The following is a 23878-nucleotide window of genomic DNA, read 5'->3' as shown; positions in this document are numbered from 1 at the left end:
CTGTCGACCAGGGACACGGCCCGAGCAACGCCGCCGAGGCGAGACAGCCGTACTGAGGCCGCCACGGTAGGGCCGATGCGCCGGCCCCACCGCGGAGACCGAGGCCCGCACAGGACCCAACGGCTACGAGCAGGCCGGGCAGCCGCGCCTGTCCACGCGCGTGAACGATGCTCTTGGGCCGCGACCGACTGTGCGTAGGAAGGCGTCAGTGGCCGCGTCCTAAGTCTCGACGGTTAGGCGCCTCTACACCGCTGCCTGCTTCCTTACAACCGGCGTCCCTCCGGCCGTCGCGGGGCGGGGGAAGGGTCGGCCGTAGGCCCATCCCGAAGGGACGCGCAGCGCCCTTACGGCGAGCCGCTGCAGCCGGCACCCTCGGCCGGCTGTGAAGCGGCTTGCCGCCACCCGAGGGCGGTTCACATGGGCCAGGGATTGCGCTGTCCCAGTCCGCAGTCAGTCCGCAGAGTCCGCAAAAAGTCCGCAACTCAACCAGCATGGGCCGTCGTCAGCCCACAGCGCTCAAAGGCATATGCGCAGCTCAAGCGCGCCTTTCATCGATCACCGTATGCGGCCGAGTATCCCGGGTCAGTTCTGGGTCAACTAGACGGGTCCCGGGTCTTCGCAGGTCAGGCCTGACTGCAGTTGATCTTGCCATCGCTAGCAAGACGTGCCAGCGTGGTGGGGAAACCGTTGTGCGAATCGGTCCATCAGCGGAGTGCATAGTCTGCATAGTCTGACAGTCGCATGCAGCGGACCGCTCAAACGACGAGTCGAGAATCCGCGTCAGTCTCAGTCTTCCAACGGGGGATCACCCATGTCTCAGCCCACTCCTCCTGCTGCGCCTTCACAGTTTACGGACGCCAAGGGCGCTAAGGCGCAGGCCAAGGCGGAGAAGGCGTACCGCAAGGCCAGCCGGCCCTTCTACAAGAAGAAGCGGTTCATCCTTCTCGCTGCCATCCTTCTCATCGTCATCATCGTCATGGCGAACCAGAGCGGCGGCGGTAACGGCACCGCCACGAGCGCCGACCAGACCGCTGCCGAGCAGACCGCCGGCGGCGGAGGGTCGACGGCCGAGTCCGCACCGGCACCGGACGCCGGAACCGTTAGCCAGCAGAGTGCCCAAGACAAGGCCGAGCAGTACCTCAACATCATGGGCGGCTTCTCCCACGACGGGCTGATCCGGCAGTTGACGACCGGAGACGGGTTCTCCACCGAGGACGCGACGTGGGCCGTCGACCGCCTGGACGTGGACTGGAACGAGCAGGCCGCGGAGAAGGCCAAGCAGTACCAGGACACCATGGGCGGCTTCTCCCGCAGCAGCATGATCCAGCAGTTGACCGTCGGGGACGCGTTCACCCAGGCCGAGGCCGAGCACGGGGCAAGCGCCGTCGGGCTCTGACGTCGAACCGAGGCCCTTGTCCCATCTCGGGCAAGGGCCTCGGTCTATTTTTTTCGCGCTACCTCAACATCGGCACCGGACAACAGCTCTTCCTCGCTGTCGAGCACGGCAACTATGCGTCGGTGACCGGCCTCGGGTGGGGCCTCTCCCACGGCCGCTGGGCCATCAGCTCGGCGGCCACGTGAACCTCCCAGTCCGCACCGAGGCTCCACGCCGCCACCCGCGGTAGCAGCCGGTGCCGTCGGGCCCTACTGTGGCCGCCGAGGAACTGCGCGGTCCGGAGGATCTCGCGCATCTCGTACGGCTCTGCCTCGGGGTAGGCCCGCTGGATGTCGCCCAGGATGCGGTTCTGCAGGTCGACCACAACGAGTCATCCTCCGGGACGGCCGGCGCCAGTGTCGCAATCTGGATGGCACGTGTCGCCCTGGACGAGCAGCGTCGCTTCTCGAACTGTGTCGCGTCCCGGACGGCTGTCGTTTTCGTCGGTTCCACGCTGAGCGGAGGCGACACTCCCGCTGAATTTCACACCCCGTGAACCTGCAATGGGTCCGGGACGCTGCGCGGTCACCGGCAACGGTGTCCCTTAGCTAAGAGCCCCGCGTCGACCGCCCGGCCGGACCGGGGTGTGACGGGGCGGCCCACTATGGGGCATCCCGTCGCCAAGGGCGCAGAGGGAGCCACTCGCCCGGCCACCAGATCAGGCGTTACGGCCAAGAATGGCAGCGCGATGCTCCGATCACGGCCCCTACATTTGGGCGGCGATGAGCGACCGAGGAGTGATCTTCACGCGGGCCCATCTCGTCGCCTGGGAGGTGTGGGCGGTTAGGCCACCACCCCAGGACCTACGAGCGCACAGAGGACTAGGCGATAACCGTTCACTACTGAACCCCGCCGGCCTCGGGGCCAGCATCATCGCGCGTGATCCGGACCGCCCTAGTGCCTCCGAGTGAGCGGTGCTTGCACAGGACCTCGTAGCGGAGCCCCGGCTCGCCTCCGTCAAAGTGAAGCTCTCGCCTATCCTCGGTCACCGACTCGTAAACCGGCGCAGCGCTAATCGTTTCGCCGAACTCGCGCTGAATTGCCTGTCGCGCCACGGTGTGGGCGATGTAACGATCTCCCGGGCCCGTTCCGGCGACCCGTCGGCTCATCGCCTGGAGGCTGGCATCCGCCCGATTCCCGATGATGCCGCCGACAGCAGCTGAACCGACGTACTTCGCGACGTCGACCACCCAAGCGATGACGTCGGGGTCAGAGAGAGCGAACTCGTCTCGTTCCCCTACAACGGCGCGGTAGCGATACCGGCCATTGGGGTCCTGCCAGTAGATCCGAACCTCGGGTTTGCTGTCTTGGCCGGCGCTCACCGGGTCAGTGCAACAGGCTGCCTAGAGGCCAGCAAGCCCAGGTCCACGTCTTACGAGCGTGTCAGCGGCTGCGTCATGGGGGCGTCACCAGCAGTGACTCAGCCATCGCTGCTCGTCCTGCTGTACAGGCGCCCGCGCCGATCGCCGCTCAGCTCAGTGCGGGGTATGGATGCCGGGATAACGTCCTCCTCGGAGCCGTCCCTGAGACGTCTAGAGGAAGCCGACAGAGTGTCCCTGAGCGGCCCACTTAGGACGCTCAAACTTCCATGCAGACGGGCGGCCATGGCCAGGCGTCTGTCTGGTTTCGATCGCTACTACCTCGGAGGTCGGGAACTTCGGGGGGACTCCGGCCGTTAGCCGGGCCTCTCCACTGGGGCGGTGAGCGCATGAGCATATTTCAGCCGTGGCTGTCATCCGGCGAAACCGCGGTTCTCATTGCGGGCCCATGGTTCCTCGCCTGCTACAGTGCAGCGCGAAACGCTGTCAAGCACCGTCCTAGCGGCTACGGACGACTGACCGCGCCTTATGTTTGGTTAGCCTGCATCGCGGCGCCGACCTTGACCACAACGGTCGCAATCTACGGCCTGATGAGTGACCCCACAGCGATCGCTGGCTACATCTACTTGGCGCCGCTCGCTGCAACGATTAGGGGCCTACGGGACGCGCGCCGCGAGCGATGGACGCCCTCGCCTCAAGCTGGGCGTGGTTGGCTCGGCAGCTACCTGAAGATTGCATTTGCCTTATTCGGGTGGCATGTCGTCTTGTTAATCCTGCACCGCGCTGCTTACATGGATAGTCAGCCCTTCGTCTTGCCTGCCCTAAGTGACCAACGGTACGGCGAACACTTGACTCTGCTGATCGCCTTCTTTGTATTGTCTCAAGCGTCTACCTCGCTGGCCGCGCGAGCGCTCCTTCGCGCCCTCCAGAGCGACTGGCGGGACGATGATGGGCGGCCGATAGCACGCAGTCGCCAATACGGCCTGGCAATCTTGCCCATCTTCGCGTGTCTGGGTCCCTCGCTATTCGCGCATGCTCTCTTCATTGGCATATTGTGGAGGCTCGCACATCTGGCTTCCCGATGGATGCGCGGCTTGCCCATCGCGCCCGAAGTGAGCTTTGTCGAGGGCCTCACCCGCCGAGTTCGGAGGGCGTAGTCGCTTCTCCCCAGGCCGGCAGCTTATCGCTAGCAGGGCTTGCCCGGTGTCGACTCAAACTTACCAACTGACGTCCGCTACGCCGTCTTCGGCTGTGTCCCGGAAGCCGCCCTATGGGACAACCATCTCGGCCGCCGCAGCGCCGGAGGGCGGCGGCTCGGCTGGCTCCGGTGGCCAGACAGACGAGATTCACAGGAGCGGGGCGACGCGCGCCTGCTAGCGAAATGGCACCTCCATGCTCCGCAGCTACCGGGCGACGAGCCGGCACTGGAGCTCAGCAGAGGCTCCCGTACGAGTCGCTGGCAGTCAGCCGCGGAAGTTCGCCAGTCCGCAGCGAGTCCGCAAGAAGTCCGCAAGAGGTCCGCAAACAGTCGGTGAGCGCCAGAGACGTCCAACCATGAAAGCGCAGTTCAAGGACCCAATCGCCAAGATCGACGCACGTCAAGAAAGGGGCGGAAACGGCCTCATAATCCCTGGGTCGTGGGTTCGAGCCCCACCCGCCCCACCGGCGTCTTCAAGCTGCTGAGCACGCACCAGGTCGTCATCGGGTCCGCGCTTCCAGGATGCAGACGGGTCCGGCCGGCACGACGTGGGTCAGCTCGAACCCGGCGCTGGAGAGGAGCGCACGAAATTCGTCTTCCGTGCGCTCCCGACCCGCGTGGTTCTTGAGCATCGCGAGGTCTAGTAGTGCTGTGCCGGGTAAGTCCGTCTCCCGGGATAGGACACGCTCCACGACCAACAGGCGCCCGTGGGTCGGGACCGCCTCGCGCAGGCGACCGAGGATCTTTCCTGCCATCTCGTCGTCCCAGTCGTGCAGCACGAGCTTGAGGAGGTAGGCGTCGGCACCGGGAGGAACGCGGTCGAAGAAGGAACCGGCAACCGCCTCGACCCGCTCGGCCACACCAGGCGCCCGCAACCCGTCGTGCGGCGCGGCCACGGTGGAGGGCCGGTCGAACAGCACGCCGCGCAGCCGCTGGTGGGTCTGGAGCACGGCAGCGAGCAGGTGTCCTCGGCCACCCCCCACGTCGACCACCGTGGAGAAGCGGGAGAAGTCGCAGGCTGCGAGGATCGCGGTCACCAGGCGGCGGGACTCACCGGTCATCGCCGCGTCGAAGACGGCCCCAGCGGCGGGATCGACCTCGTCGAAGTACTGCCACAGCGACATCCCGTACACCGCGTCGACCGAAGGCCGCCCCGTGCGGATGCTGTGCGGGAAGGCTCCCCAGGAACGCCACTGCCACTCCGATCCGAACAAGCGCGCGACGTCTCGCAACGACGTGGGGTGGGTGGAGGAGAGCGTGGCCGACCGTGGGGTCTGCGCAAAGCGCTGTCCCTCGAGCTCCTCGAACACGCCATGGGCGGCCAGAGCTCGCAGCAGCCGGTAGAGGGATGGGGCGTGGCTGCCAGTAGCCTCCGCCAACTCGTCGACGGAGCGCGGACCCGTGGCCACGAGGTCGGCTACGCCGAGCTCCGCGGCCGTCTCCACCGCACGGGCCAGCCCCTGCCCGCGCAGCATCCCCATCACCGCGAGGACGTCACCGTGGTCCTCCACGGCCATGCGGCCACTGTCGGCGGATCCCGACACGTCGACGAGATCCGCCTCGGGGGTCGGTGAGGACGGGAGTGACTCCGGCTGGGTCATGAGCAGGCATCCTCCACCGTTGTGCGCCCGTCGTAGACCTGAGCCGCGGCGGCCCGAGCGGGACTCCCGAGCGATGGCTGGTCGTGCACAGGCAGGGCGCTGATCTCATCGGCTACTCGCAGTACGACAGAGTCTCCAGCCGCTCCGCGCCGCAGTCGACCAGCCGCGGGACCTCGGCCGGCTCTTTCGATACGGCTCGATCCAGCGTGCGGACCGTGCCGGAAGCTGGCCGCGCCGATGCCGCCCATCGACACAGTGCCGCCGACCGACAGCCCGGTAGAACCGGTCACGAACGGCGGCGACCAGCCCGGCGGCACGGTACTGCTCAGCACCTGTCTCCATGTCGCGCCGCCCGGTCATCTCGATGACCTCGCTGACCCGGGCGGCCTCGATGTCGTGGGTGGCGGCCATGGAGAGCAGGTGTGAGCGGGAGCTGCGGCTGGGGTGCACGGCGCTCGCCTCCAGCAGGGCGCCGCCCTCGCGTAACGACGCACGGTGCTGCGGATAGGGCTTGCCGTTGGCGATGACGGTGCCGACGTCGGCCGGTCCGGTCCCGTGGTCGTGCGCACGGTCGTGGACGTGCCGGCGCCGTTCGGCCGAGGAACCCGGTGACGGTCCCGGGCGGGATCGTGGAGCTGAGGGGTGCACGGCGGTGGTGTCGCCGTGGCGCTCGGTGAGCTCGTGCGCCTCGATCACGACCGGGACCGTTCTGGCAGATGGGGTGGGACGGAGTCCTCAGCAGCGAACGCCGAGACAGGTGACCGTGCCCGCGGGTGGGGCGAGCGGAGGATGGTCGGGCCGGTGCGAGCAGTCAGGCCTGCTGCGGCGTGACGTGTGGCTCGTCGTCGAGGCCGGTTGCCAGGGTCGCCGGTGATGCGGTGCGGCGTGGCCAGGTCCAGGCATTGCGCAGGATGAAGGCCAGGAGCAGCACCTCGAGTCCGATGGTGAGGCCGTAGAACCAGGTCCAGGACTCTCCCTCCGCGTTGTACACCGAGACGGGGATGTAGAGCGTTGCCACGACGAGGTTGGTGGCGCGGTCGACACGGGCCGGCAGTGTCGTGGAGAGCAGGACCATGAGGCTCGGGATGGCCACGATCGTGATCCCGATGACGACGAAGGTCTGGCTGATGTCGTACTGGGCGACCCTGCCGACCAGGATGTCGTCGACGTAGCCGGGCTTGAACAGCTGGAAGTAGTCGACGTAGATGTACAGGAACATGAGGCTCGTCCACGCTGCTGCGAGCTTCGCTCGCACGGGCATGCGCAGATCTTCCAGCGTGCCCCGGGACGGTGAACTCTCCAGCGTGGTGTGGGACTGAGGCGCTCTCATCGCAGTGCTCCTCGGCGTGATCGGGTGGGTGCTGCCACCGTCACGGGTGCCGGCGGCGGGCACATCAGCCCCGGAGCCTGATCCGACCTGGCCGTCGGCACAGTCGAGCTCTCGTGCTTTCGGCCGATACCCCGATCACGCGGGCTGCCTAGGCTGATCAGGTGGCCACCAGCGCACTCCACGCGCTGTGGGTCGAACCCCGACCCACGAGTGCCCCGGACCGGGGGCCGCGGGACCGGGCCTTGCTCGCAGTCCTGACCTGCTGGTCCCTGGTGGAGGCGGTGCTCCGCCACGACCTGGCGCCGCGCCCGCTGCTGTTGCTCGACGCGCTCGCGCTCCTCGCCTCCCTGAGGTGGCGACGCACGCACCCGCTCGTCGCGGTTGTGGTCTCCTTCGGCACGTTGACGATCGTCGACGTCGTCAGGATCCTCACCGGGTCGCACGGCGGCCTGCTGAACAGCACGTCCGCGGCGCTGATCCTGGCCTACGCCCTGTTCCGGTGGGGCTCCGGTCGGGAAGCCGCACTCGGACTCGGCGTCATCCTGCTCTGGCTGCCCATCACCACCGTCGCCGACCCCACCGGCCTGGCGGACAGGGTCTTGGCGTACGGGTTCTTCCTGTTCGCCGCCGCGCTCGGCGCCGCGATCCGCTATGGAACGAAGCTGCGCATCCGCGACGTCGACCAGGCCAAGGCCCGCGAACGCGAACAGCTCGCTCGTGAACTCCACGACACCGTCGCCCACCATGTCTCGGGCATCGCCATCCAGGCCCAGGCAGGACGTGCCATCGCGGCCTCCCACCCCGAGCGTGCCGTCGAGGCCCTGGCCGTCATCGAGGACGCAGCGACCCGCACCCTCACCGAGCTGCGCGCCATCGTCGGCGTGCTCCGCGCCTCGCAGGACACCGAGTTCGCGCCGCAGCCCGGCGTGGCCGAGGTCGAGCAGCTCGCCACCGATGGTCAGACGCGTCCCTGCGTCGAGGTGACGCTCTCCGGCGAGTTCGACGACCTCAGCCCGGCGGTCGGGGCCGCGATCTACCGCCTGGCCCAGGAGTCCGTCACCAACGCTCGACGGCACGCCCGCCACGCGACCCAGGTCACCGTCGCCGTCACAGGCGACGCCGACCGGGTACGGCTGACCATCGACGACGACGGCTCCGCCGCCGGCGGCCGCGCCCCAACGGGCTACGGCCTGGTGGGCATGCGGGAACGCGCATCCCTGCTCGGCGGCACCTTCTCCGCAGGCCCCGCCGCCGAGCGGGGCTGGCGGGTCGAGGCGGTCCTGCCCCGGACCGGGACGCCACGATGAGCATCAGGGTCCTCATCGCCGACGACCAGCCCATCGTGCGCACCGGGCTGACGATGCTGCTCGACGCCCAACCCGACATCGAGGTGGTCGGCGCGGCCGCCGATGGGCGCGCGGCCGTCCGCCTGGCGCTCGAGCTGCGCCCCGACGTCGGCCTGTTCGACATCCGGATGCCGTTGATGGACGGCATCGAAGCCACCCGACGCCTCGCCGGTCCCGACGTTCCCGAGCCCCTGCCGATCGTGGTCATCACCACCTTCGACCTCGACGAGTACGTCCACGGGGCGCTCAGAGCCGGCGCCCGCGGGTTCTTGCTCAAGGACGCCGGACCCGCCCTGCTGACCCAGGCCATCCACGCTGCCGCCGACGGAGACGCACTGATCGCACCCAGCGTGACCGTCCGACTGCTCGCAGCGTTCGCCCACGCACAGACCTCACCACCGCGGCAGCCGATGGAACCGCTCACCGCCCGCGAGGAGGAAGTCCTCCTGCCTGTGGCCCAAGGCCGCACCAACAACGAGATCGCCAGCGAGCTCTACATCACCCCGAGCACCGTCAAAGCCCACCTCGCCAGCCCCATGCGGAAGCTCGGCGCCCGAAACCGCGTCGAGGTCGCCATGTGGGCCCACGAGACCGGCCGCACCTGACGCCGCAGAGGCTCCCGCCGCCGTCCGCCGCAGGCATGCCCCTGGCTGGACGCAGCGATGCCACCGACCGTGCAGCCTGCCGCCGCCGAACCCGTCGAGCGCCCCGGCTCGCACGAGCAGCGCCTTCGCCCCTCGACGCGGCGCCGGAGGCGACTCCTCGATCCGGGTGCACAGCGCCGCGCCCGCTTCAGCGAACGGGCGGGAGTGGCTCAGGTGCGGTGCGGATCAGTACCACTCCTGTGAGGACTTGAAGCCAGGACTGTCGTCGACGACCCGCATGTCCCGCCCATCAGCGTCGACGACGGCGAGGACGTTGTCGGGGTGCTCGAACTCGTCGTTCGTCGGGTCCAACGCGAAGAAGACCTCCGATCCGTCGGGCGACCACACGGGATTGATCGCGAACCCACCGTCGGGGTCCTCGTAGAACTCGGTCATCTCCGAACCGTCCGGGCGGACCGTCCAGATCCTCCCGGTGGGCAACGTGCGCTCCTCGGAGAAGATGATGCGGCTGCCATCGGGGGACCAACGCGCCCAGAAGCCCGGGTGGGCTGAGGTGTCCGCCACGACGTGGGCCTCGGACCCGTCGACGTTGCTCACCCACAGCTCACCGCCGGTCTGACTGTCGTTCTCCGTGCCGGCGCGGTAGACGACGACCTGGGTGCCGTCCGGGGAGAAGTCGAGCGGGGCGTCGTGCGGGATCCCGGGGCGCTCAGTGACGCGTACGAGGCCGGTGCCGTCGGTGTTGGCGACATACGCACCCGTCCGCGTGGGGTCCGTGTCGTCCCACCCCTCGAACGCGATCCGCGAGCCGTCGGGTGACCACGCCTGAGGGACGAGGTTCAGCGTGGGATCGAGCAGGTGGAGCGGCTCGAAGGGCCCCGAGCCATCGATCCCGATCGTCCCGCCGGTCACCGGCGACAGGTCCTCGACCGGCATCGTCAGGATGTGCTCCCGGTCCGGGGAGACCCGCATCAGGCAACAGAAGGTGTCGGGCTGGGTGAGCTGGTGCTCACCCTCGTCGTCCAGTCTGAGGAACGCCTGCGAGTCGTGGCGCTCCGTCCTCCAGTACAGGAGGTGGCCATCCACGGGTTCGTCGGGCAGCGAGTCGGCCGTCGCCGTCGAGCTCGACCCGGGCGCCCGGGTGACGGCGGACGAGGCACTCCCCGCACCGGAACAGGCCGTGACGAACAGGACGGCCAGCAGGGGAAGAGCCCGGAGCGCCCCGGTCCCCCGTCCACCGAGCATGGCGACCTCCGTGCCGAGCCGTTGACGCACTCGTTGGGTTCGGCAAGCGTCCCGCAGCACGGGACGCCGATCACTGCAGCTGACCCAGGGACCTGGCATGGAGGAACCGTCGTAGCGTGTGGCGGCACCCGGTGAGCAGTCGGTGACGGATCCGATCAGCTGACGGCTCCTCCAAACGGCGCACCGGAGACGTCGAGATCCGCACGCCACCGGCCCCTGGAGGTCGCTGTGCCGCAGGCTCCTCGTCACGCCGCCTGTCGCGCCTGACCTCGGGCGGCTGTCTCCACCACGGTCGGACCTGGACGACCCCACCGCCAACGGCGGCACGGCCTGCTGCGACCACCTGGCGGTGTGCCCGGCCACCGGCGACGGCGGCCGGCGGGTGGACGTCGGGCGTCGTCACGTCCGCGCTGGTCAGGGGGGCGCCCGGACGCCGGACGTGGTAGACGGTCAGCACACCGACCCCTCGTCGAGGAGTGCGCATGTCCGACTTCGTCCTCGTCACCGGCGCCTGGCACGGCGGCTGGGCCTGGCGCCCCGTCGCCGAGCACCTGCGCGCGGCCGGCCACACCGTGCACACGCCCACGCTGCCCGGGCTGGCCGACGGCGACGACCCCACCCGGTACACGCTGGCCGACGTCGTGCGCTCGGTGGTCGACCTCATCGAGGGCCGGGACCTGCGCGACGTCACGCTCGTCGGCCACAGCTGGGGCGGTTACCCGATCACCGGCGCGGCGCCGGCGGTCGCCTCGCGGCTGCGCAGGCTCGTCTACTGGAGCGCCTTCGTCCCGGCCGCCGGCCGGCCGCTGATGGACGAGGTGCCGCCCTCGTACCAGGAACTGTTCTCCTCGCTCGCCGAGTCCTCCGGCACCAACTCGGTCGCCCTGCCCCTCGAGGTCTGGCAGGCGGCCTTCATGAACGACGCGGCCGAGGAGACGCAGCGCGTCGTCCACTCGCTGCTGCTGCCGCACCCCTACCAGTACTTCACCGAGACGGTCGAGCCGATCGACCCCGGCGAGCTCGGCGTCCCGGTCGCCTACGTGCTCAGCGAGGACGACGTCGCCCTCCCGCCCGGCGAGTACGGCTGGGCCCGCTTCGCCGACCGGCTCGGCGTGACCGCGCAGCGCGCCCCCGGCAGCCACGAGGCCTGCTTCACCCAGCCCGCCGGCCTGGCCCAGGCCCTCCTCGACGCCTGACGAGGGCGGTGCCGTGCGCCGCGGACCCCTGCCGGACGCCGGTCGCCCCTAACCTCGCGCCGTGACCCGGGACGAGGACGGCGCCTCCGCCGACCGCCCCCTGCCCGCCCGGCTGGACCCGCGCGCCGGCCGCCCGGCCCACGGGCACGGCGCCGGGAAGGCTCCGCAGCAGCCGGCCCCCCGCACCCGCCGGGGCGTCGTCGTGGCGCGTGCGGTCGCCGCCGTCCTCTCGGTGGTGCTGCTCGGCGCCAGCGGCTGGGGCTGGTACCTCACCCGGGTCGCCGAGGCCACGGTCACCCGCACCGACGCCATCCCCGACTCCGGCAACGCCGACGCCGAGGACGCCGCCGAGGCGACGAACCTGCTGCTGGTCGGCAACGACAGCCGCGCCGACCTCACCCCCGAGCAGCTCGAGGAGTTCAGCGCCGGCACCGACTCGGGGACGAACACCGACACGATGATCCTGGCGCACATCCCCGCCGACGGGTCGGGCGCCTCGTTCGTCTCCTTCCCCCGCGACTCCTACGTCGAGATCCCGGGCCACGGCACGGACAAGCTCAACGCCGCCTACGCGTACGGGTACGGCGACGTCGACGACTCCGCGCCGGAGGAGGAGCGCCGGGCCGGCGGCAGGCAGCTGCTCGTGCAGACGATCAGCGGGCTCACCGGCCTGATGATCGACCACTACGCCGAGGTCGACCTGCTCGGCTTCTTCGAGCTCAGCAGCGTCGTCGGCGGCGTCGAGGTCAACCTCTGCTCGGCCGTCGACGACTCCGCGTACTCCGGCGCGGTCTTCGACGCCGGCGTGCAGACCATCGAGGGCGCCGACGCGCTCGCCTTCGTCCGCCAGCGGCACGGCGTCCGCCCGGACGGCAGCCCCGCGCTCCCCCGCGGCGACCTCGACCGCATCGTGCGCCAGCAGGTCTTCATCGGCGGCGTGCTGCGCAAGATCCTCTCCCAGGACACGCTGCTCGACCTGGGCACGCAGCGGCGGCTCATCGAGGCGGCGTCGCGGTCGCTGACCATCGACGACGACCTGGACCTGCTCGACCTGGCCCAGCATCTGCAGGCGGTGCGCCTCGACGCCATCCGGTTCCAGACCGTGCCGATCGCCGACGCCGACGCCGAGGACGACGACGGCCGCTCCATCGTGCGGCTGGCCGACGCGGCCACCCTGCGGGCGTTCTTCGCCTCGCTGTCGGCCGAGCCGGAGCCCCCCGCGGCGGGGGCGCCGGCCACCGTCGCGCCGTCGGAGGTGTCGGTGGAGGTCTACAACGGCTCGGGCATCCCCGGGCTGGCCGCCGACGCCACCGCCGACCTCGAGGCCGCCGGCTTCGTCGTCACCTCCACCGGCAACGCCGCCACCAGCGACCACGAGCAGACCGTCGTCCGCTACGCCCCCGGCGACGAGGCGCTGGCCGACACGCTGGTGGCCGCGGTCCCCGGTGCCGTTCCGGAGGTCAGCGACGAACCGGAGCCCGGCACCGTCCAGCTCGTCCTGGGCTACGGCGACGCCGGCAGCGGTGGGACGGAGGCGCCGTCCGGGTCCGCGGCCCCGACCGAGGAGCCCCGGACCGCCGAGGACACCGGCTGCATCAACTGAACCCCGGCCCCGAGGACCCGTCCTCGTGCCGCCGCCGTGACCCCGGGCCCCGTGCCGGTGGACGGCACGGCTGCGCGGGGAGCAGGAGAGCGGAGGACGGAGGAGAGGGACCACATCTCCTCCCACTCGAACGTATAGCGCACCCCGGGGCTTGCGGCAAGTCCCGGGTCGGGCTCCACACTCGCCGGCCGGAGCTCGGACCTGCGGACACGGGAGTCGCCACGTGCACCTGTCATCGACGACCAGGGAGACCGGGGACGCCGGCGCGTCGCTGCCGCCGGCCGGCGCGTTCGACCTCCCCGCGCACCTCGCCGCCAAGGCCGACCCGGCGCTCGTCGCGCGGGACGAGGAGCACTTCGCCGCCGTCGCCGAGAGCCTCCGGCAGACGATCACGGACCTGTCCGACCGCCTCGCGGCGGAGCGGAGAGCCCCCGGTGGCACCGGCCAGGAGGCGCTGGACCGCGACCTGGAGGTGCACCGGCTGACCGCCCGCCTCCGCGCGCTGCGCCGCTTCGGCCTGGACCTGTGCCTGGGCCGCATGGTCGGTGCGGACGGCGCCGAGCCGGTGTACGTCGGGCGCCTGGGCCTCACCGACAGCGCGGGCCGCCGGCTGCTCGTCGACTGGCGCTCCCCCGCGGCCGAGCCGTTCTTCGGCGCCACCCACGCGAACCCGATGGGGCTGGCCAGCCGCCGCCGGTACCGCTGGACCCGCGGCCGGATCACCGACTACTGGGACGAGGTGTTCACCCCCGACGGGCTCGAGGGACACGCCGCACTCGACGACCAGTCGTCCTTCATCGCCAGCCTGGGCACCAGCCGGTCGCCGCGGATGCGCGACGTGCTCGGCACCATCCAGGCCGACCAGGACGCCGTCGTCCGCGCGGGCTCGCAGGGCCCGCTCGTCGTCGACGGCGGGCCGGGCACCGGCAAGACCGTCGTCGCCCTGCACCGCACCGCCTACCTGCTCTACTCCGACCCGCGGCTGGGCCACCACCGCGGCGGCGTGCTGTTCGTCGGCCCGCACCAGCCCTACCTGGCCTACGTCTCCGACGTGCTGCCCGGCCTCGGCGAGGAGGGCGTGCTCACCTGCACCCTGCGCGACCTGGTCCCCGAGGGGGCCACGGCCACGGTCGAGGCCGACCCGCGGGTGGCCGCCCTGAAGGCGTCGGCGGACCTCGTGGCCGCCGTCGAGACGGCGGTCCGCTTCTACGAGGAGCCCCCGACCAGGGGCCTGACGGTCGAGACGCCCTGGGCCGACCTGCGCCTCGACGCCGCCGACTGGGCCGAGGCCTTCGAGGCGCGCGAGCCCGGGACGCCGCACAACGAGGCCCGCGAGCAGGTGTGGGAGGAGCTGCTGGCGATCCTGGCCGACCGGCTCGAGGACGACGACGTCGACCCCGACCAGGTCCGCGAGGCGCTGCAGCGGGACCGGCAGCTGCGCGCGGTGTTCACCCGGGCGTGGCCGCTGCTGGAGGCGACCGACGTCGTCGCCGACCTGTGGTCGGTCCCGGCCTACCTGCGCCGGTGCGCCCCCTGGCTCGGCGCGGACGAGGTCCGGCTGCTGCAGCGCGCCGACCCCCGGGCCTGGACGGTGTCCGACCTGCCGCTCCTCGACGCCGCCCGGCAGCGGCTCGGCGACCCGGAGGCCGCCCGGCGGCAGCGCCGGCACTGCGCCACCGTGGCCGCGGAGAAGGAGCGCATGGCCGCGGTCATCGACGAGCTGATCGCCACCGACGACTCCGAGCTGCTGCTGATGACCAGCCTGCGCCACGCCGACCTCCGCGACGCCCTGGTCGACCAGGCCGCCCTGCCGGTCGCCGACCGGGACGCCCTCGCCGGGCCGTTCGCGCACGTCGTCGTGGACGAGGCGCAGGAGCTCACCGACGCCGAGTGGCAGATGCTGCTGCTGCGCTGCCCGTCCCGGAGCCTGACCGTCGTCGGGGACCGCGCCCAGGCGCGGCACGGCTTCCCCGAGACGTGGCAGGAGCGGCTGCGGCGGGTCGGGCTCGGCGACGTGCGGCTGGCCTCCCTCACCGTCAACTACCGGACACCGGCGGAGGTCATGGCCGAGGCCGAGCCGGTCATCCGCGCCGTGCTCCCCGACGCCAACGTGCCCACCTCCGTCCGCAGCAGCGGCGTGCCCGTCGTCCACGGGTCGGTCGCGCAGCGGGACGCGGTGCTCGACGGCTGGCTGGCCGCGCACGCCGAGGGGACCGCCTGCGTCATCGGCGATCCGACGTCCCGCGCGACGTCCCGCGTCCGGTCGCTCCCCCCCGAGCTGGCGAAGGGGCTCGAGTTCGACCTCGTCGTCCTCGTCGACCCCGAGGCCTTCGGCGGCGGCGTCGAGGGGGCGGTCGACCGCTACGTCGCGATGACCCGGGCCACCGCGCAGCTCGTCGTCCTCACCAGCGGCTGAGTCGGCGCCGTCAGGCCCCGTGGAGCCCGGCGACCGCGGTGGCCACGACGAGGTCCTGCCAGGACATCCCGACGGTCTTGACGACGAGGGGGCGGTCGGCGGGCACGGCGGTCGCGCCGGTGACGACGTCGCGCAGCGGCACCAGGTCGGCGGGGGTGAGCGCGCCCTCGGCGACCGCCAGCACGACGTCACCGGCCTCGCGCAGCGCGGTGGCGACGTCCTCGACGACGACGGTGGCGCGGGCGAGCAGCGCCGCGTCGAGCTCGCGGGCGTCGGGCTCGTGCGACCCGACCGCCACCACCACGACGTCGTCGCGCAGCAGGGCGGAGTCGACCACCGGGGACCGTGCCGAGGTGGCGCAGACGACGACGTCGGCCGACCGCAGCGCCTGCCCGGCCTCCGGCGACCCCAGCCGGACGGCGTCGAGCGGGGTCCGGGACGGGTCGCGGACGAGGTGCGTGACGCGTGCCAGCGGGCGGACGGCGGCCAGCGTGGCCACGTGGCCGGTGGCCTGCGGGCCGGCACCGACCACCGCCACCCGCAGCGGGCGGCCCGGCAGCCGGCCCAGCACCGCGGCGACCGAGACCGCGGGGGTGCGCAGGGTGGTCAGCGCGGTGCCGTCGACCACCGCGCGCAGCGCCAGGGTCCGCGGGTCGAAGAGCAGGTAGGCGGCCTGGACGCGGGGCAGGCCGCGGGCCGGGTTGTCCGGGGCGACGGTGACCACCTTGACCCCCGCGGCGGCCGGCGCCTCCGACGGCATGAGCAGGAACTGGCCGTGCGTCAGCCCCACCGGGACGCGGGGCGGGTCGGCGGCCGGGTCGAGGCCGCCGCGCAGGGCGTCGGTGACGGCCCGCACGGCCGCGGCCGGTCCGAGCGCGGCGACGGCGTCCGCGTCGAGGTACCTCACCGCGACGTCCCTGCCCGGCGCCCCGGGGTCGTCGACAGCAGCACACCGGCACCCTGCCAGGTCGCGGGCATCGACGAGGGACGCCGGGTGGGAGGAGGGTGCCCGCATGCGCACGCCCTGGTCCGCGCTGCCTCTCGCGGTGCGCCAGGCGGTGACCGACGCCGCCGGCGCGCCCGTGGTGTCGGCGGAGTCGCCGCCGGGCGGGCACACGCCCGGGGTCGCCGCCCGGCTGGTGCTCGCAGACGGACGGCGGTGCTTCGTCAAGGCGGCGTCGGCGGCCCACGGCGACTGGGTGGTCGCCGCCTACCGCCACGAGGCCACCGTCAGCGCCCACCTGCCGCCGTCGGTACCCGCGCCCCGGATGTGGACGCACCTCGACGACGGGGACTGGGTGTGCCTGGTCTTCGACGACGTGGCCGGCCGCTTCCCGTCGCCGTCCTGGGACGACGGCGACCTGACCCGCGTCCTGGACGCCGTCGACCGCAGCGCCCGGGCCCTGACGCCCAACCCGGTGCCGGGGGCCGCGCCGGTGCGGGACGCCTTCGCCGGTGTCCTCGGCGGCGCGTGGTCGCGGCTGCGGGAGCACGCGGCGCTGCCGGAGGTCGACCCCTGGGCCGCCGACCACCTCGCGGACCTGGTCGCGCGTGAGCCGCACTGGGCGGACGGCGTCGACGGGGAGACGCTGCTGCACCTCGACCTGCGCCGGGACAACGTGCTGCTCACCCCCACGGGCACCGCCTTCGTCGACTGGGCGTGGCCGGCCGTCGGGACACCCTGGCTGGACCTGGTGTGCCTCCTCCCGACGGTGGCCGGTCGCACGGACCGGCACGACGTCGAGGCCGTCTTCCTGTCCCGTGTCGCGGGTCGCACCGCGCCGCCGGCCGCGGTCGACGCCGTCCTCGTCGCCCTCGCCGGCTACTGGCGGGCCGGCTCCCTGCTGCCCGCACCGCCGTACGCGCCGGGGCTGCGCGAGGAACAGCGCCTCGCCGCCGAGGGCGCCACCCGCTGGCTGCGCACCCGGGCCGCGAGCTGGTCGTCCTGACCCGGGGTGCGTCCGCTCGTCGTCGGCCTCGACCCTGCGCTCAGGTCGACGTCGCGCCGTCCGTCGTGGACCGCGCTCCGACCGGCTGGACCAGCCCCGGCACCGGCAGGACACCGAGCTCCGGCACCGACTGCCGGAGGGGTCATCCCGCCGGGCAGGGTGTCGCGCGGGTCAGCGGCGGCGTGCCCGTCGCCGCGGGGTGCGCGTCGCGACCGCCGAGACCAGCAGCAGCTTCACCAGCCAGTCACCGGCGTGGATGGCGGCCTGCTGCCACGGCACCTTCTCGTGGACGACCGACCCGGTGAGCAGCACGCCGGGGAAGGCCGCCCACAGCGCGAGGGCCAGCCGCGCGGCGTCCGCCGGCGCCGTGGCACCGGTGCGGACGGCGAGGGTGCGCACCGCCGCGGCCACCACGGCGCTGCGGGCGAACTCCACGGGCGGCACCCACGGCGGCGGGGGCGCGTCGCCGGCGTAGACCTCGTCGAGCTGCGCCAGGCGGTGGCCGAAGGCGGTGTACCAGGCGGTGCTCGACGCGACGGCGGCCGCGGCGGCGAGGCCGACGGCCGGGAGGCCGGACGGCGCGGTGGTCGGGGGCATGCGGGCTCCTCGGCTCGGGGACGTGCAGGACCGACCCCCTCCGGCCGCCGGACTCATCGGCGCGGGGCATGCTCGGGCGATGAGGTCCACGACCCTGGCCACCTCGGCCGCCGTCGCCGCGACGGCGCTGGTGGGATCGGCCGGTACCGACGTCACCTCACCCTGGTACCGGCGGCTGGACACGCCGGGCTGGCAGCCACCCGGCCCGGTCTTCGGCGGCGTGTGGACGGTGCTGTACGTGCTCCTCGCGGTGGCCGGCTCCCGGGCGGTGCCGCGCGGTGGACGCGGCTACGTCCGGGCCTACGCCGCCAACCTCGTGCTGAACGCAGGGTGGACCTGGGCGTTCTTCCGCGCGCACCGCCCGCCGCTGGCGACCGTGGAGGCCGCCGCGCTCGCCGTCTCCACCGCCGACCTGGCCCGGCGGACCGCGCGCCTGGACCCGGTCGCCGGCCGGCTGCTGCTCCCCTACGCCGGCTGGACCGCCTTCGCCGTCGCCCTCAGCGCGGAGATCGCCCGCCGTAACGCGGGCTGACCCGTGCCGGAGTGGGCGTGGACGCTGCTCGCGGTCGCCGGCGGCCTGCTGCTGTGCTGGGTCGTCCTGGTCGCCGTCCTGTGGTGGCGGCGGCCCGACGAGACGCGGCTGCGGGACCTGCTGCGGCTGCTGCCCGACGTGCTGCGCCTGGTCCGCCGGCTCGCCGGGGACCGGTCGCTGCCCCGCGGCGTGCGCGTCCGGCTGTGGCTGCTGCTGGCCTACCTGGCCTCCCCGGTCGACCTCGTGCCCGACGTCGTCCCGGTGCTCGGGTACGCCGACGACGCGGTGGTGACCGTCCTGGTGCTGCGCTCGGTGGTCCGACGGGCCGGGCCGGAGGCGCTGTCCCGGCACTGGCCGGGGACGCCGGAGGGGCTGGCCGCGGTGCGCCGGGCCGCCGGACTGCCGCCGTGAGGGTGTCGGGTGCACCCGTCCGGCTGACGGCGGCCGTCCCGGACGACTGACCGTGACCGTCTCCCTGGCCCCGGCTCGCCGGCCCGGGTGACGATGGGGGCCACGTCGTCCGACAGCTCAGGGGGAGAGCGCGTGGACAGGTCATCGCGACGCCGGCGTCCGGCCCGCCTCATCCCGGCCATCGGTGCCGGCGCCTGCGCCCTCGGGGTGACGGCGACGCTGGCGGCGACCTCCGTGCTGCCGAGCGCGGCCGCCGGGACCCCGGGGACGTCGCCGGCGGCCAGCACCGTCGGACGGCCGGCCGAGGAGCCGCTGCCGTCGCCGGCCGGCCCGCTGGAGGTGCCGAGCATCGGCGTGCTGGCGCCCGGCTTCGACGGGGGCTGGGCGCCCGGTCCGCCGCCTGCCGCGCCGTCGACGCCGGCCCCCACCCCGTCCGCGCGCGCCACGGCCGACGCGTCGCCGGCCGCGCCGACCCCGACGGAGGCGAGTGCGGCACCGGTGGAGCAGCCTGCTCCGTCGCAGGCCGCGACGGAGTCCCCGGTCCCGGTCGAGCAGCCACCGCTGGAGACACCAGCTCCCGAGCCGACGCCCGAGCCGACCGCGACGCCGACTCCGGAACCGACCCCGACTCCGGAACCCACGCCCACGCCGGAGCCCACGCCGGAGCCCACGCCGACTCCGACCCCCGAGCCGACGCCCACTCCGGAGCCGACGCCCACTCCGACCCCCGAGCCGACGCCCACTCCGGAGCCCACGCCCACCCCGACCCCTGAGCCGACGCCCACTCCGGAGCCCACGCCCACCCCGACCCCTGAGCCGACGCCCACTCCGGAGCCCACGCCCACCCCGGGGCCCGAGGCGCCGGACTGCTCCGCGGTGGAGCCGGCTCCCACTGACGGGACGGCCCCGACCGAGCCGGCCCCGACCGACGGGACGACGCCGGCCGGAGCGGTCCCCAGCTGCCCCGCGCCGTGCTGGGGTCGGCCGCCGGAGCCCGCGGTCGTGTCCCCGCCGACCGACCCCTCGACCCCGACCGCCGACACCTGCCCCCCGGTGGGGCGGCCGGCACCCGCAGCCTGACGGTCGCCCCGGGACGACACCCCGGGCTCCGGGCGCGCCAGCGGTGCACCCGGTGCGCGGCGCGGCGCGGCCGGGACGAGGATGAGGCGTGCCCATCGACGTCACCCGGACCTACGCCGCCGACCCCGACCGCGTGCTCGCCGTCCTCACCGACGAGGCCTTCCTCCGGGAGGTGGCCCGGGAGCTGGAGGCGCAGGTGCAGGAGGTGTCCACCGGCACGGACGGCGCCGCCACGACCACCCGGGTGCGGCTGTCGGCGCCGACGACCGGCATCCCGCCCGTCTTCGCCCGGTTCGTCGGCGCCACGGTGCCGGTCGCGCAGGTGACCACCTGGACGCCGGACGGCGACGGCGGCCACCGCGGCGACCTCGACCTCCGCGCGGAGATCATGGGCCGCGCCGCGCTGGTGACCTGCGAGCGGCGGCTCACGCCGGCCGACGGCGGCACCCGGGCCACGGTGACCGGCGACGCCCGCGTCGACGCGCCGCTGATCGGCCGGCAGGCCGAGGGCGCCGTGCGCGACCTGGTCACCCAGGTGGTGCTGCGCCTCGAGCACGAGGTGCTGCTGCGCCGCCTCGGCTCCGCCTGATCAGGGCGCGACCGGACCCCAGCGGGCGACGTCGCCGCCGCCCTCGTCGGTGAGCAGGTACCCCGCCGCGCCCTGCGGGTCGCTCGCGCGGTGCTCCTCGACGGTGCGCACCGCCTCGTCCTCGGCGGTCGTGGCGTCGGCGGCGTCCCACTCGCGGAGCACGGAGCCGTCCGCGGCGGTCAGGCGGTATCGGGGCACGACCGGACGGTAGCGTGGCCCGCTCGCAGGGGCCCGCCGCGAGCCTGCGAGCGGTGAGGGGCGAGGGGGTCCTTCACCATGCCAGTCCGGCCAGCGCGCGGACCAGCACGTCGCGGGTGTCGGCCGGGTCGACGACGTCGTCGACCTCGAACGCCGACGCGACGTTGAGCGCCCTGCCCTGCGCGTAGGACTCCGCCACCAGCTCGGCGAAGCGGGCCGCCCGCGCCTCCGGGGCGAGCACCTCGAGCTCGCGCCGGTGCCCGAGCCGGACGGCGCCCTCCAGGCTCATCGGCCCGAACTCGCCGGTGGGCCAGGCCAGCGTGAGCAGCGGGGCGCGCAGGTCCCCGCCGAGCATCGCCATCGCGCCGAGCCCGTAGGCCTTGCGCAGCACCACCGCCAGCAGCGGCACCGGCAACTGCGCGCCGGCCACGTACAGCCCGCCGAAGCGCCGCACGGTGCCGGTGCGCTCGGACTCCGGGCCGACCATGAACCCCGGCGTGTCCACCAGCGAGACCACCGGCAGCCGGGCCGACGCGCACAGCCGCAGGAAGGCCGCCGCCGTGTCCGCCGACTCGCCGTCGATCGCCCCGCCGAGGTGCCGCGGGTCGTTGGCCACGATGCCGACCGGACGACCGTCCAGGCGGGCGAGCGCGGTGACGATGCCGCGGCCGAACCCCGGCCGCAGCTCCAGCACGCTGCCGGCGTCGGCCAGCGTGGTGAGCACCGGGCGGACGTCGTAGCTGCGCACCCGGTCGGCCGGCAGCGCCGTGCGCAGGACCCGCTGGTCGGCGCACTCCCCCGGCACGACCCGCCCGGTCAGCAGCCCGACGGCCTGCCGGGCGGCGGCGACGGCCGCGGCGTCGTCGGGCACCACGACGTCGACCACGCCGGTGGCCGCGTGCACCGCCGTCGGGCCGACGTCCTCCGGTGCGACGACGCCCAGCCCGCCGGCCTCGATCATCGCCGGGCCGCCCATGCCGATGCTGCTGTCCTCGGTGGCGATGACGACGTCGCAGCAGCCGACCAGCGCGGCGTTGCCGGCGAAGCAGTAGCCGGAGACGACGGCGACCGTGGGCACCCGCCCCGCCAGCCGGGCCATCGTGGTGAAGGTGGGGACGTCGAGCCACGAGAAGCCGGCGACGTCGGTGTCGCCGGGTCGCCCGCCGCCGCCCTCCGCGACGAGCACCACCGGCAGCCCCCGCTCGGCCGCGAGCTCGAGCAGCCGGTCGGTCTTGCGGTGGTTGGTGTGGCCCTGGGTGCCGGCCAGCACCGTGTAGTCGTAGGCGAGCACCGCGCAGGCGACGCCGTCGACCTCGCCGATGCCGGTGACCATGCCGTCGCCCGGCGTCCGCGCGACGAGCTCCGCCAGCGACCGCCGGGCGCGCTGGGCGGCGAGGCCCAGCTGGCCGTACTCGACGAAGGTGCCCTCGTCGACCAGCGCGGCCACCGTCTCCCGCGCGGTCAGCCGCCCGGCCGCGCGCCGGCGCTCGACCACCTCGGGACGGGCCTCGTCGAGCGTGGCGGCCCGGCGCTCGTGCAGCTCGGCCAGCTCGGGGCGGACGGCGTCGGGATCGGTCGCGTCGGGTCCGGCGGCGTCGTCGCCGACCTCGCCGGGGACGACGCCGCCGAGCACCGCCCCCGCGGTCACCACGTCGCCGGCCCGCACCCGCAGCCCGGTGACCACCCCGCCGGCCGGGGCGGTGACGACGTGCTCCATCTTCATCGCCTCGAGCACCACGAGCGTCGCGCCGGCGGCCACGGCGTCGCCCTCGGCGGCGAGGACCTCGACCACCGCCCCGGACAGCGGCGCGGTCACCGGCAGCACGCCGTCCACGACCGCCGGGGCGAGGGCCGGGCGGTCGGGCACGAGGTCGGCGAGGCGGGCGTCGACCAGGTCGGTGGTCGCCTGCCCGGCGGCCGGCTCGGGCAGCGCGAGCAGCGTCGTCAGCAGGTCGCGGTTGGTGGCGACGCCGGCGACGTCGAGCTCGGCCAGCGCCCGCGCCGTCCCGGCCAGCGCCCGCGGCAGGTCGCGGTCGTGCACGACCACCTTGGCCAGCAGCGGGTCGTAGCGCGGGCTGACCTCGCCGCCGGGCTCGGCGGCGGTGTCCACCCGCACGCCGCGGCCGGTGGGCGGGACGAAGCGCTCGAGCACCCCGGCGGCCGGCTGCACGCTGCCGTCGGGCAGCAGCGTCTCGGCGTTGACCCGCGCCTGCACGGCGACCCCGCGCGCCGGCGGCGGGGTGCGCAGCTCCAGCTCGGCCAGGGTCGCGCCCCCGGCCAGCCGGAGCGCCACCTCGACCAGGTCCAGGCCGGTGACCTCCTCGGTCACCGTGTGCTCGACCTGCAGCCGCGGGTTGACCTCGAGGAAGGCCACCTCCTCGCCGCGGACGAGGAACTCCACGGTCGCCAGCCCGCGGTAGGACGCCGACCCGCACAGCGCGGTGGCGTACCCGGCCAGCCGGGTGCGCAGGGCGTCGTCCAGTCCCGGGGCGGGCGCGACCTCCACCAGCTTCTGCCGGCGCCGCTGCAGCGAGCAGTCGCGGTCGCCGAGCGCCACCACGGCGGCGCCGTCGCCGGCCACCTGGACCTCGACGTGCCGCGCGCCGGGGAGCAGCCGCTCGACGTAGACGGCGCCGTCGCCGAAGGCCGCCCGCGCCTCCGAGCGGCAGCGCTCCAGGGCACCGGCCAGCTCCGCCGGGTCGCGCACCGGCCGCACGCCGCGACCACCGCCGCCGGCGCGGGCCTTGACCATGACCGCCGCGCCCTCCCCGAGGCCCGCGAGGAAACGGGTCGCCGTCGCCAGGTCCGGATCGCCCTCGGTGGCGGCGAGCACCGGCAGGTCGAGCGCCGCGGCCCGCGCCCGGGCGGCGGTCTTGTCGCCGAACAGCGCCAGCGCCCCGGGATCGGGACCGACGAAGGTGATCCCGGCGTCGGCGCAGGCCCGGGCCAGGTCGGGGCTCTCGGCGAGGAAGCCCCACCCGGGGTGCAGCGCGTCGGCACCGGCCTCCCGGGCCGCGCCCACCACCGCCGCGACGTCGAGGTAGGCGGCCGGACCGGCCCCGGGCAGCCGGACCCAGGCGTCGGCCCGGCGCACGTGCAGCGCGCCGGCGTCGTCCTCCGGGGCGACGGCGACGGTGGCCAGGCCGAGGGCGGCGGCGGTGCGCAGGACGCGGACGGCGACGTCGCCGCGGTTGGCGACCAGCAGCCGGGGAGGGCTCACGGACGCCG

At 73.7% G+C, this 23878-nt stretch carries 20 protein-coding genes; 10 read left to right on the top strand and 10 right to left on the bottom strand.

Going from position 1 to position 23878, the window contains the following annotated elements; genetic code table 11:
• Positions 1 to 811: 811 nt before the first annotated feature.
• Positions 812 to 1396 (top strand): Ltp family lipoprotein, encoded by a 585-nt coding sequence (locus LY71_RS13430; RefSeq protein WP_106278278.1) that lies wholly within the window; start codon positions 812 to 814, stop codon positions 1394 to 1396.
• A gap of 112 nt (positions 1397 to 1508) precedes the next feature.
• On the opposite strand, the gene LY71_RS13425 is transcribed toward LY71_RS13430, so the two are convergent.
• The 5 genes from LY71_RS13425 to LY71_RS13400 form a co-directional block, all read right to left on the bottom strand.
• Positions 1509 to 1760, bottom strand: coding sequence for a hypothetical protein (locus LY71_RS13425; protein ID WP_106278276.1), 252 nt, complete (start codon positions 1758 to 1760; stop codon positions 1509 to 1511).
• A gap of 514 nt (positions 1761 to 2274) precedes the next feature.
• Entirely contained in the window at positions 2275 to 2757 is a 483-nt protein-coding gene (locus LY71_RS13420; RefSeq protein WP_106278274.1) for a hypothetical protein, read from the bottom strand.
• A 1695-nt stretch (positions 2758 to 4452) separates the two neighbouring features.
• Positions 4453 to 5553 (bottom strand): methyltransferase, encoded by a 1101-nt coding sequence (locus LY71_RS13410; protein ID WP_106278269.1) that lies wholly within the window; start codon positions 5551 to 5553, stop codon positions 4453 to 4455.
• A 105-nt stretch (positions 5554 to 5658) separates the two neighbouring features.
• The gene (locus LY71_RS23785; RefSeq protein WP_211297331.1) at positions 5659 to 6249 is read right to left on the bottom strand and encodes a hypothetical protein; all 591 of its coding nucleotides are present in this window, start codon (positions 6247 to 6249) and stop codon (positions 5659 to 5661) included.
• A gap of 115 nt (positions 6250 to 6364) precedes the next feature.
• A complete protein-coding gene (locus LY71_RS13400; protein WP_281261607.1) occupies positions 6365 to 6814 on the bottom strand; it encodes a DUF6326 family protein in 450 nt (149 codons plus the stop codon).
• Positions 6815 to 7044: 230 nt separating this feature from the next.
• On the opposite strand from LY71_RS13400, the gene LY71_RS13395 reads away from it, so the two are divergent.
• Both LY71_RS13395 and LY71_RS13390 read left to right on the top strand, forming a co-directional pair.
• Positions 7045 to 8190 (top strand): sensor histidine kinase, encoded by a 1146-nt coding sequence (locus tag LY71_RS13395; RefSeq protein WP_106278265.1) that lies wholly within the window; start codon positions 7045 to 7047, stop codon positions 8188 to 8190.
• Entirely contained in the window at positions 8187 to 8834 is a 648-nt protein-coding gene (locus LY71_RS13390; RefSeq protein ID WP_106278263.1) for a response regulator, read from the top strand. Before LY71_RS13395 ends, LY71_RS13390 begins: the two co-directional genes overlap by 4 nt.
• A 225-nt stretch (positions 8835 to 9059) precedes the next feature.
• Here the strand turns inward: LY71_RS13390 and LY71_RS13385 are convergent, their stop codons facing one another.
• Positions 9060 to 10079, bottom strand: a complete 1020-nt coding sequence (locus LY71_RS13385; protein ID WP_170121347.1) for a TolB family protein — start codon at positions 10077 to 10079, stop codon at positions 9060 to 9062.
• Between the two features lie 482 nt (positions 10080 to 10561).
• Here LY71_RS13385 and LY71_RS13380 point away from each other — a divergent pair, with 482 nt between their 5' ends.
• The 3 genes from LY71_RS13380 (at position 10562) to helR (ending at position 15294) form a co-directional block, all read left to right on the top strand.
• On the top strand, positions 10562 to 11275 hold the full coding sequence (locus LY71_RS13380; protein ID WP_106278259.1) for an alpha/beta fold hydrolase: 714 nt from the start codon (positions 10562 to 10564) through the stop codon (positions 11273 to 11275).
• 61 nt (positions 11276 to 11336) lie between these two features.
• Positions 11337 to 12878 carry an LCP family protein gene (locus LY71_RS13375; protein ID WP_106278257.1) on the top strand — a complete coding sequence of 514 codons (1542 nt, stop codon included), beginning with the start codon at positions 11337 to 11339 and terminating at the stop codon, positions 12876 to 12878.
• 223 nt (positions 12879 to 13101) lie between these two features.
• Positions 13102 to 15294, top strand: coding sequence for an RNA polymerase recycling motor ATPase HelR (gene helR, locus LY71_RS13370; RefSeq protein ID WP_245887874.1), 2193 nt, complete (start codon positions 13102 to 13104; stop codon positions 15292 to 15294).
• A gap of 10 nt (positions 15295 to 15304) precedes the next feature.
• Here helR and LY71_RS13365 read toward each other — a convergent pair whose 3' ends face one another.
• A complete protein-coding gene (locus LY71_RS13365) occupies positions 15305 to 16201 on the bottom strand; it encodes an ornithine cyclodeaminase family protein (protein WP_211297330.1) in 897 nt (298 codons plus the stop codon).
• 106 nt (positions 16202 to 16307) lie between these two features.
• On the opposite strand from LY71_RS13365, the gene LY71_RS13360 reads away from it, so the two are divergent.
• Positions 16308 to 17243 (top strand): phosphotransferase family protein, encoded by a 936-nt coding sequence (locus LY71_RS13360; RefSeq protein ID WP_106278255.1) that lies wholly within the window; start codon positions 16308 to 16310, stop codon positions 17241 to 17243.
• A gap of 171 nt (positions 17244 to 17414) precedes the next feature.
• On the opposite strand, the gene LY71_RS13355 is transcribed toward LY71_RS13360, so the two are convergent.
• Positions 17415 to 17840: a DUF1761 family protein gene (locus tag LY71_RS13355; RefSeq protein WP_170121346.1), complete on the bottom strand. Its 426-nt coding sequence runs from the start codon at positions 17838 to 17840 to the stop codon at positions 17415 to 17417.
• Between the two features lie 79 nt (positions 17841 to 17919).
• Between LY71_RS13355 and LY71_RS13350 the strand changes: the two genes are divergently transcribed.
• The 3 genes from LY71_RS13350 (at position 17920) to LY71_RS13335 (ending at position 20452) form a co-directional block, all read left to right on the top strand.
• On the top strand, positions 17920 to 18372 hold the full coding sequence (locus tag LY71_RS13350; RefSeq protein ID WP_106278251.1) for a TspO/MBR family protein: 453 nt from the start codon (positions 17920 to 17922) through the stop codon (positions 18370 to 18372).
• 3 nt (positions 18373 to 18375) lie between these two features.
• Positions 18376 to 18783, top strand: coding sequence for a DUF1232 domain-containing protein (locus LY71_RS13345; protein ID WP_106278249.1), 408 nt, complete (start codon positions 18376 to 18378; stop codon positions 18781 to 18783).
• A gap of 1168 nt (positions 18784 to 19951) precedes the next feature.
• Positions 19952 to 20452: a DUF2505 domain-containing protein gene (locus LY71_RS13335; RefSeq protein WP_106278247.1), complete on the top strand. Its 501-nt coding sequence runs from the start codon at positions 19952 to 19954 to the stop codon at positions 20450 to 20452.
• Here LY71_RS13335 and LY71_RS23150 read toward each other — a convergent pair whose 3' ends face one another.
• Together LY71_RS23150 and LY71_RS13330 are read right to left on the bottom strand one after the other, a co-directional pair.
• The gene (locus tag LY71_RS23150) at positions 20453 to 20650 is read right to left on the bottom strand and encodes a hypothetical protein (protein ID WP_146146140.1); all 198 of its coding nucleotides are present in this window, start codon (positions 20648 to 20650) and stop codon (positions 20453 to 20455) included.
• Positions 20651 to 20723: 73 nt separating this feature from the next.
• On the bottom strand, positions 20724 to 23870 hold the full coding sequence (locus LY71_RS13330; RefSeq protein ID WP_106278245.1) for an acetyl-CoA carboxylase family protein: 3147 nt from the start codon (positions 23868 to 23870) through the stop codon (positions 20724 to 20726).
• Between the last annotated feature and the right edge of the window lie 8 nt (positions 23871 to 23878).

The sequence above is a fragment of the Geodermatophilus tzadiensis genome (assembly GCF_003002915.1).
GTDB lineage: Bacteria > Actinomycetota > Actinomycetes > Mycobacteriales > Geodermatophilaceae > Geodermatophilus > Geodermatophilus tzadiensis.
The sequence above is the reverse complement of the archived record's forward strand: the minus strand, read 5'-3'. Positions and strand labels throughout refer to the sequence as shown.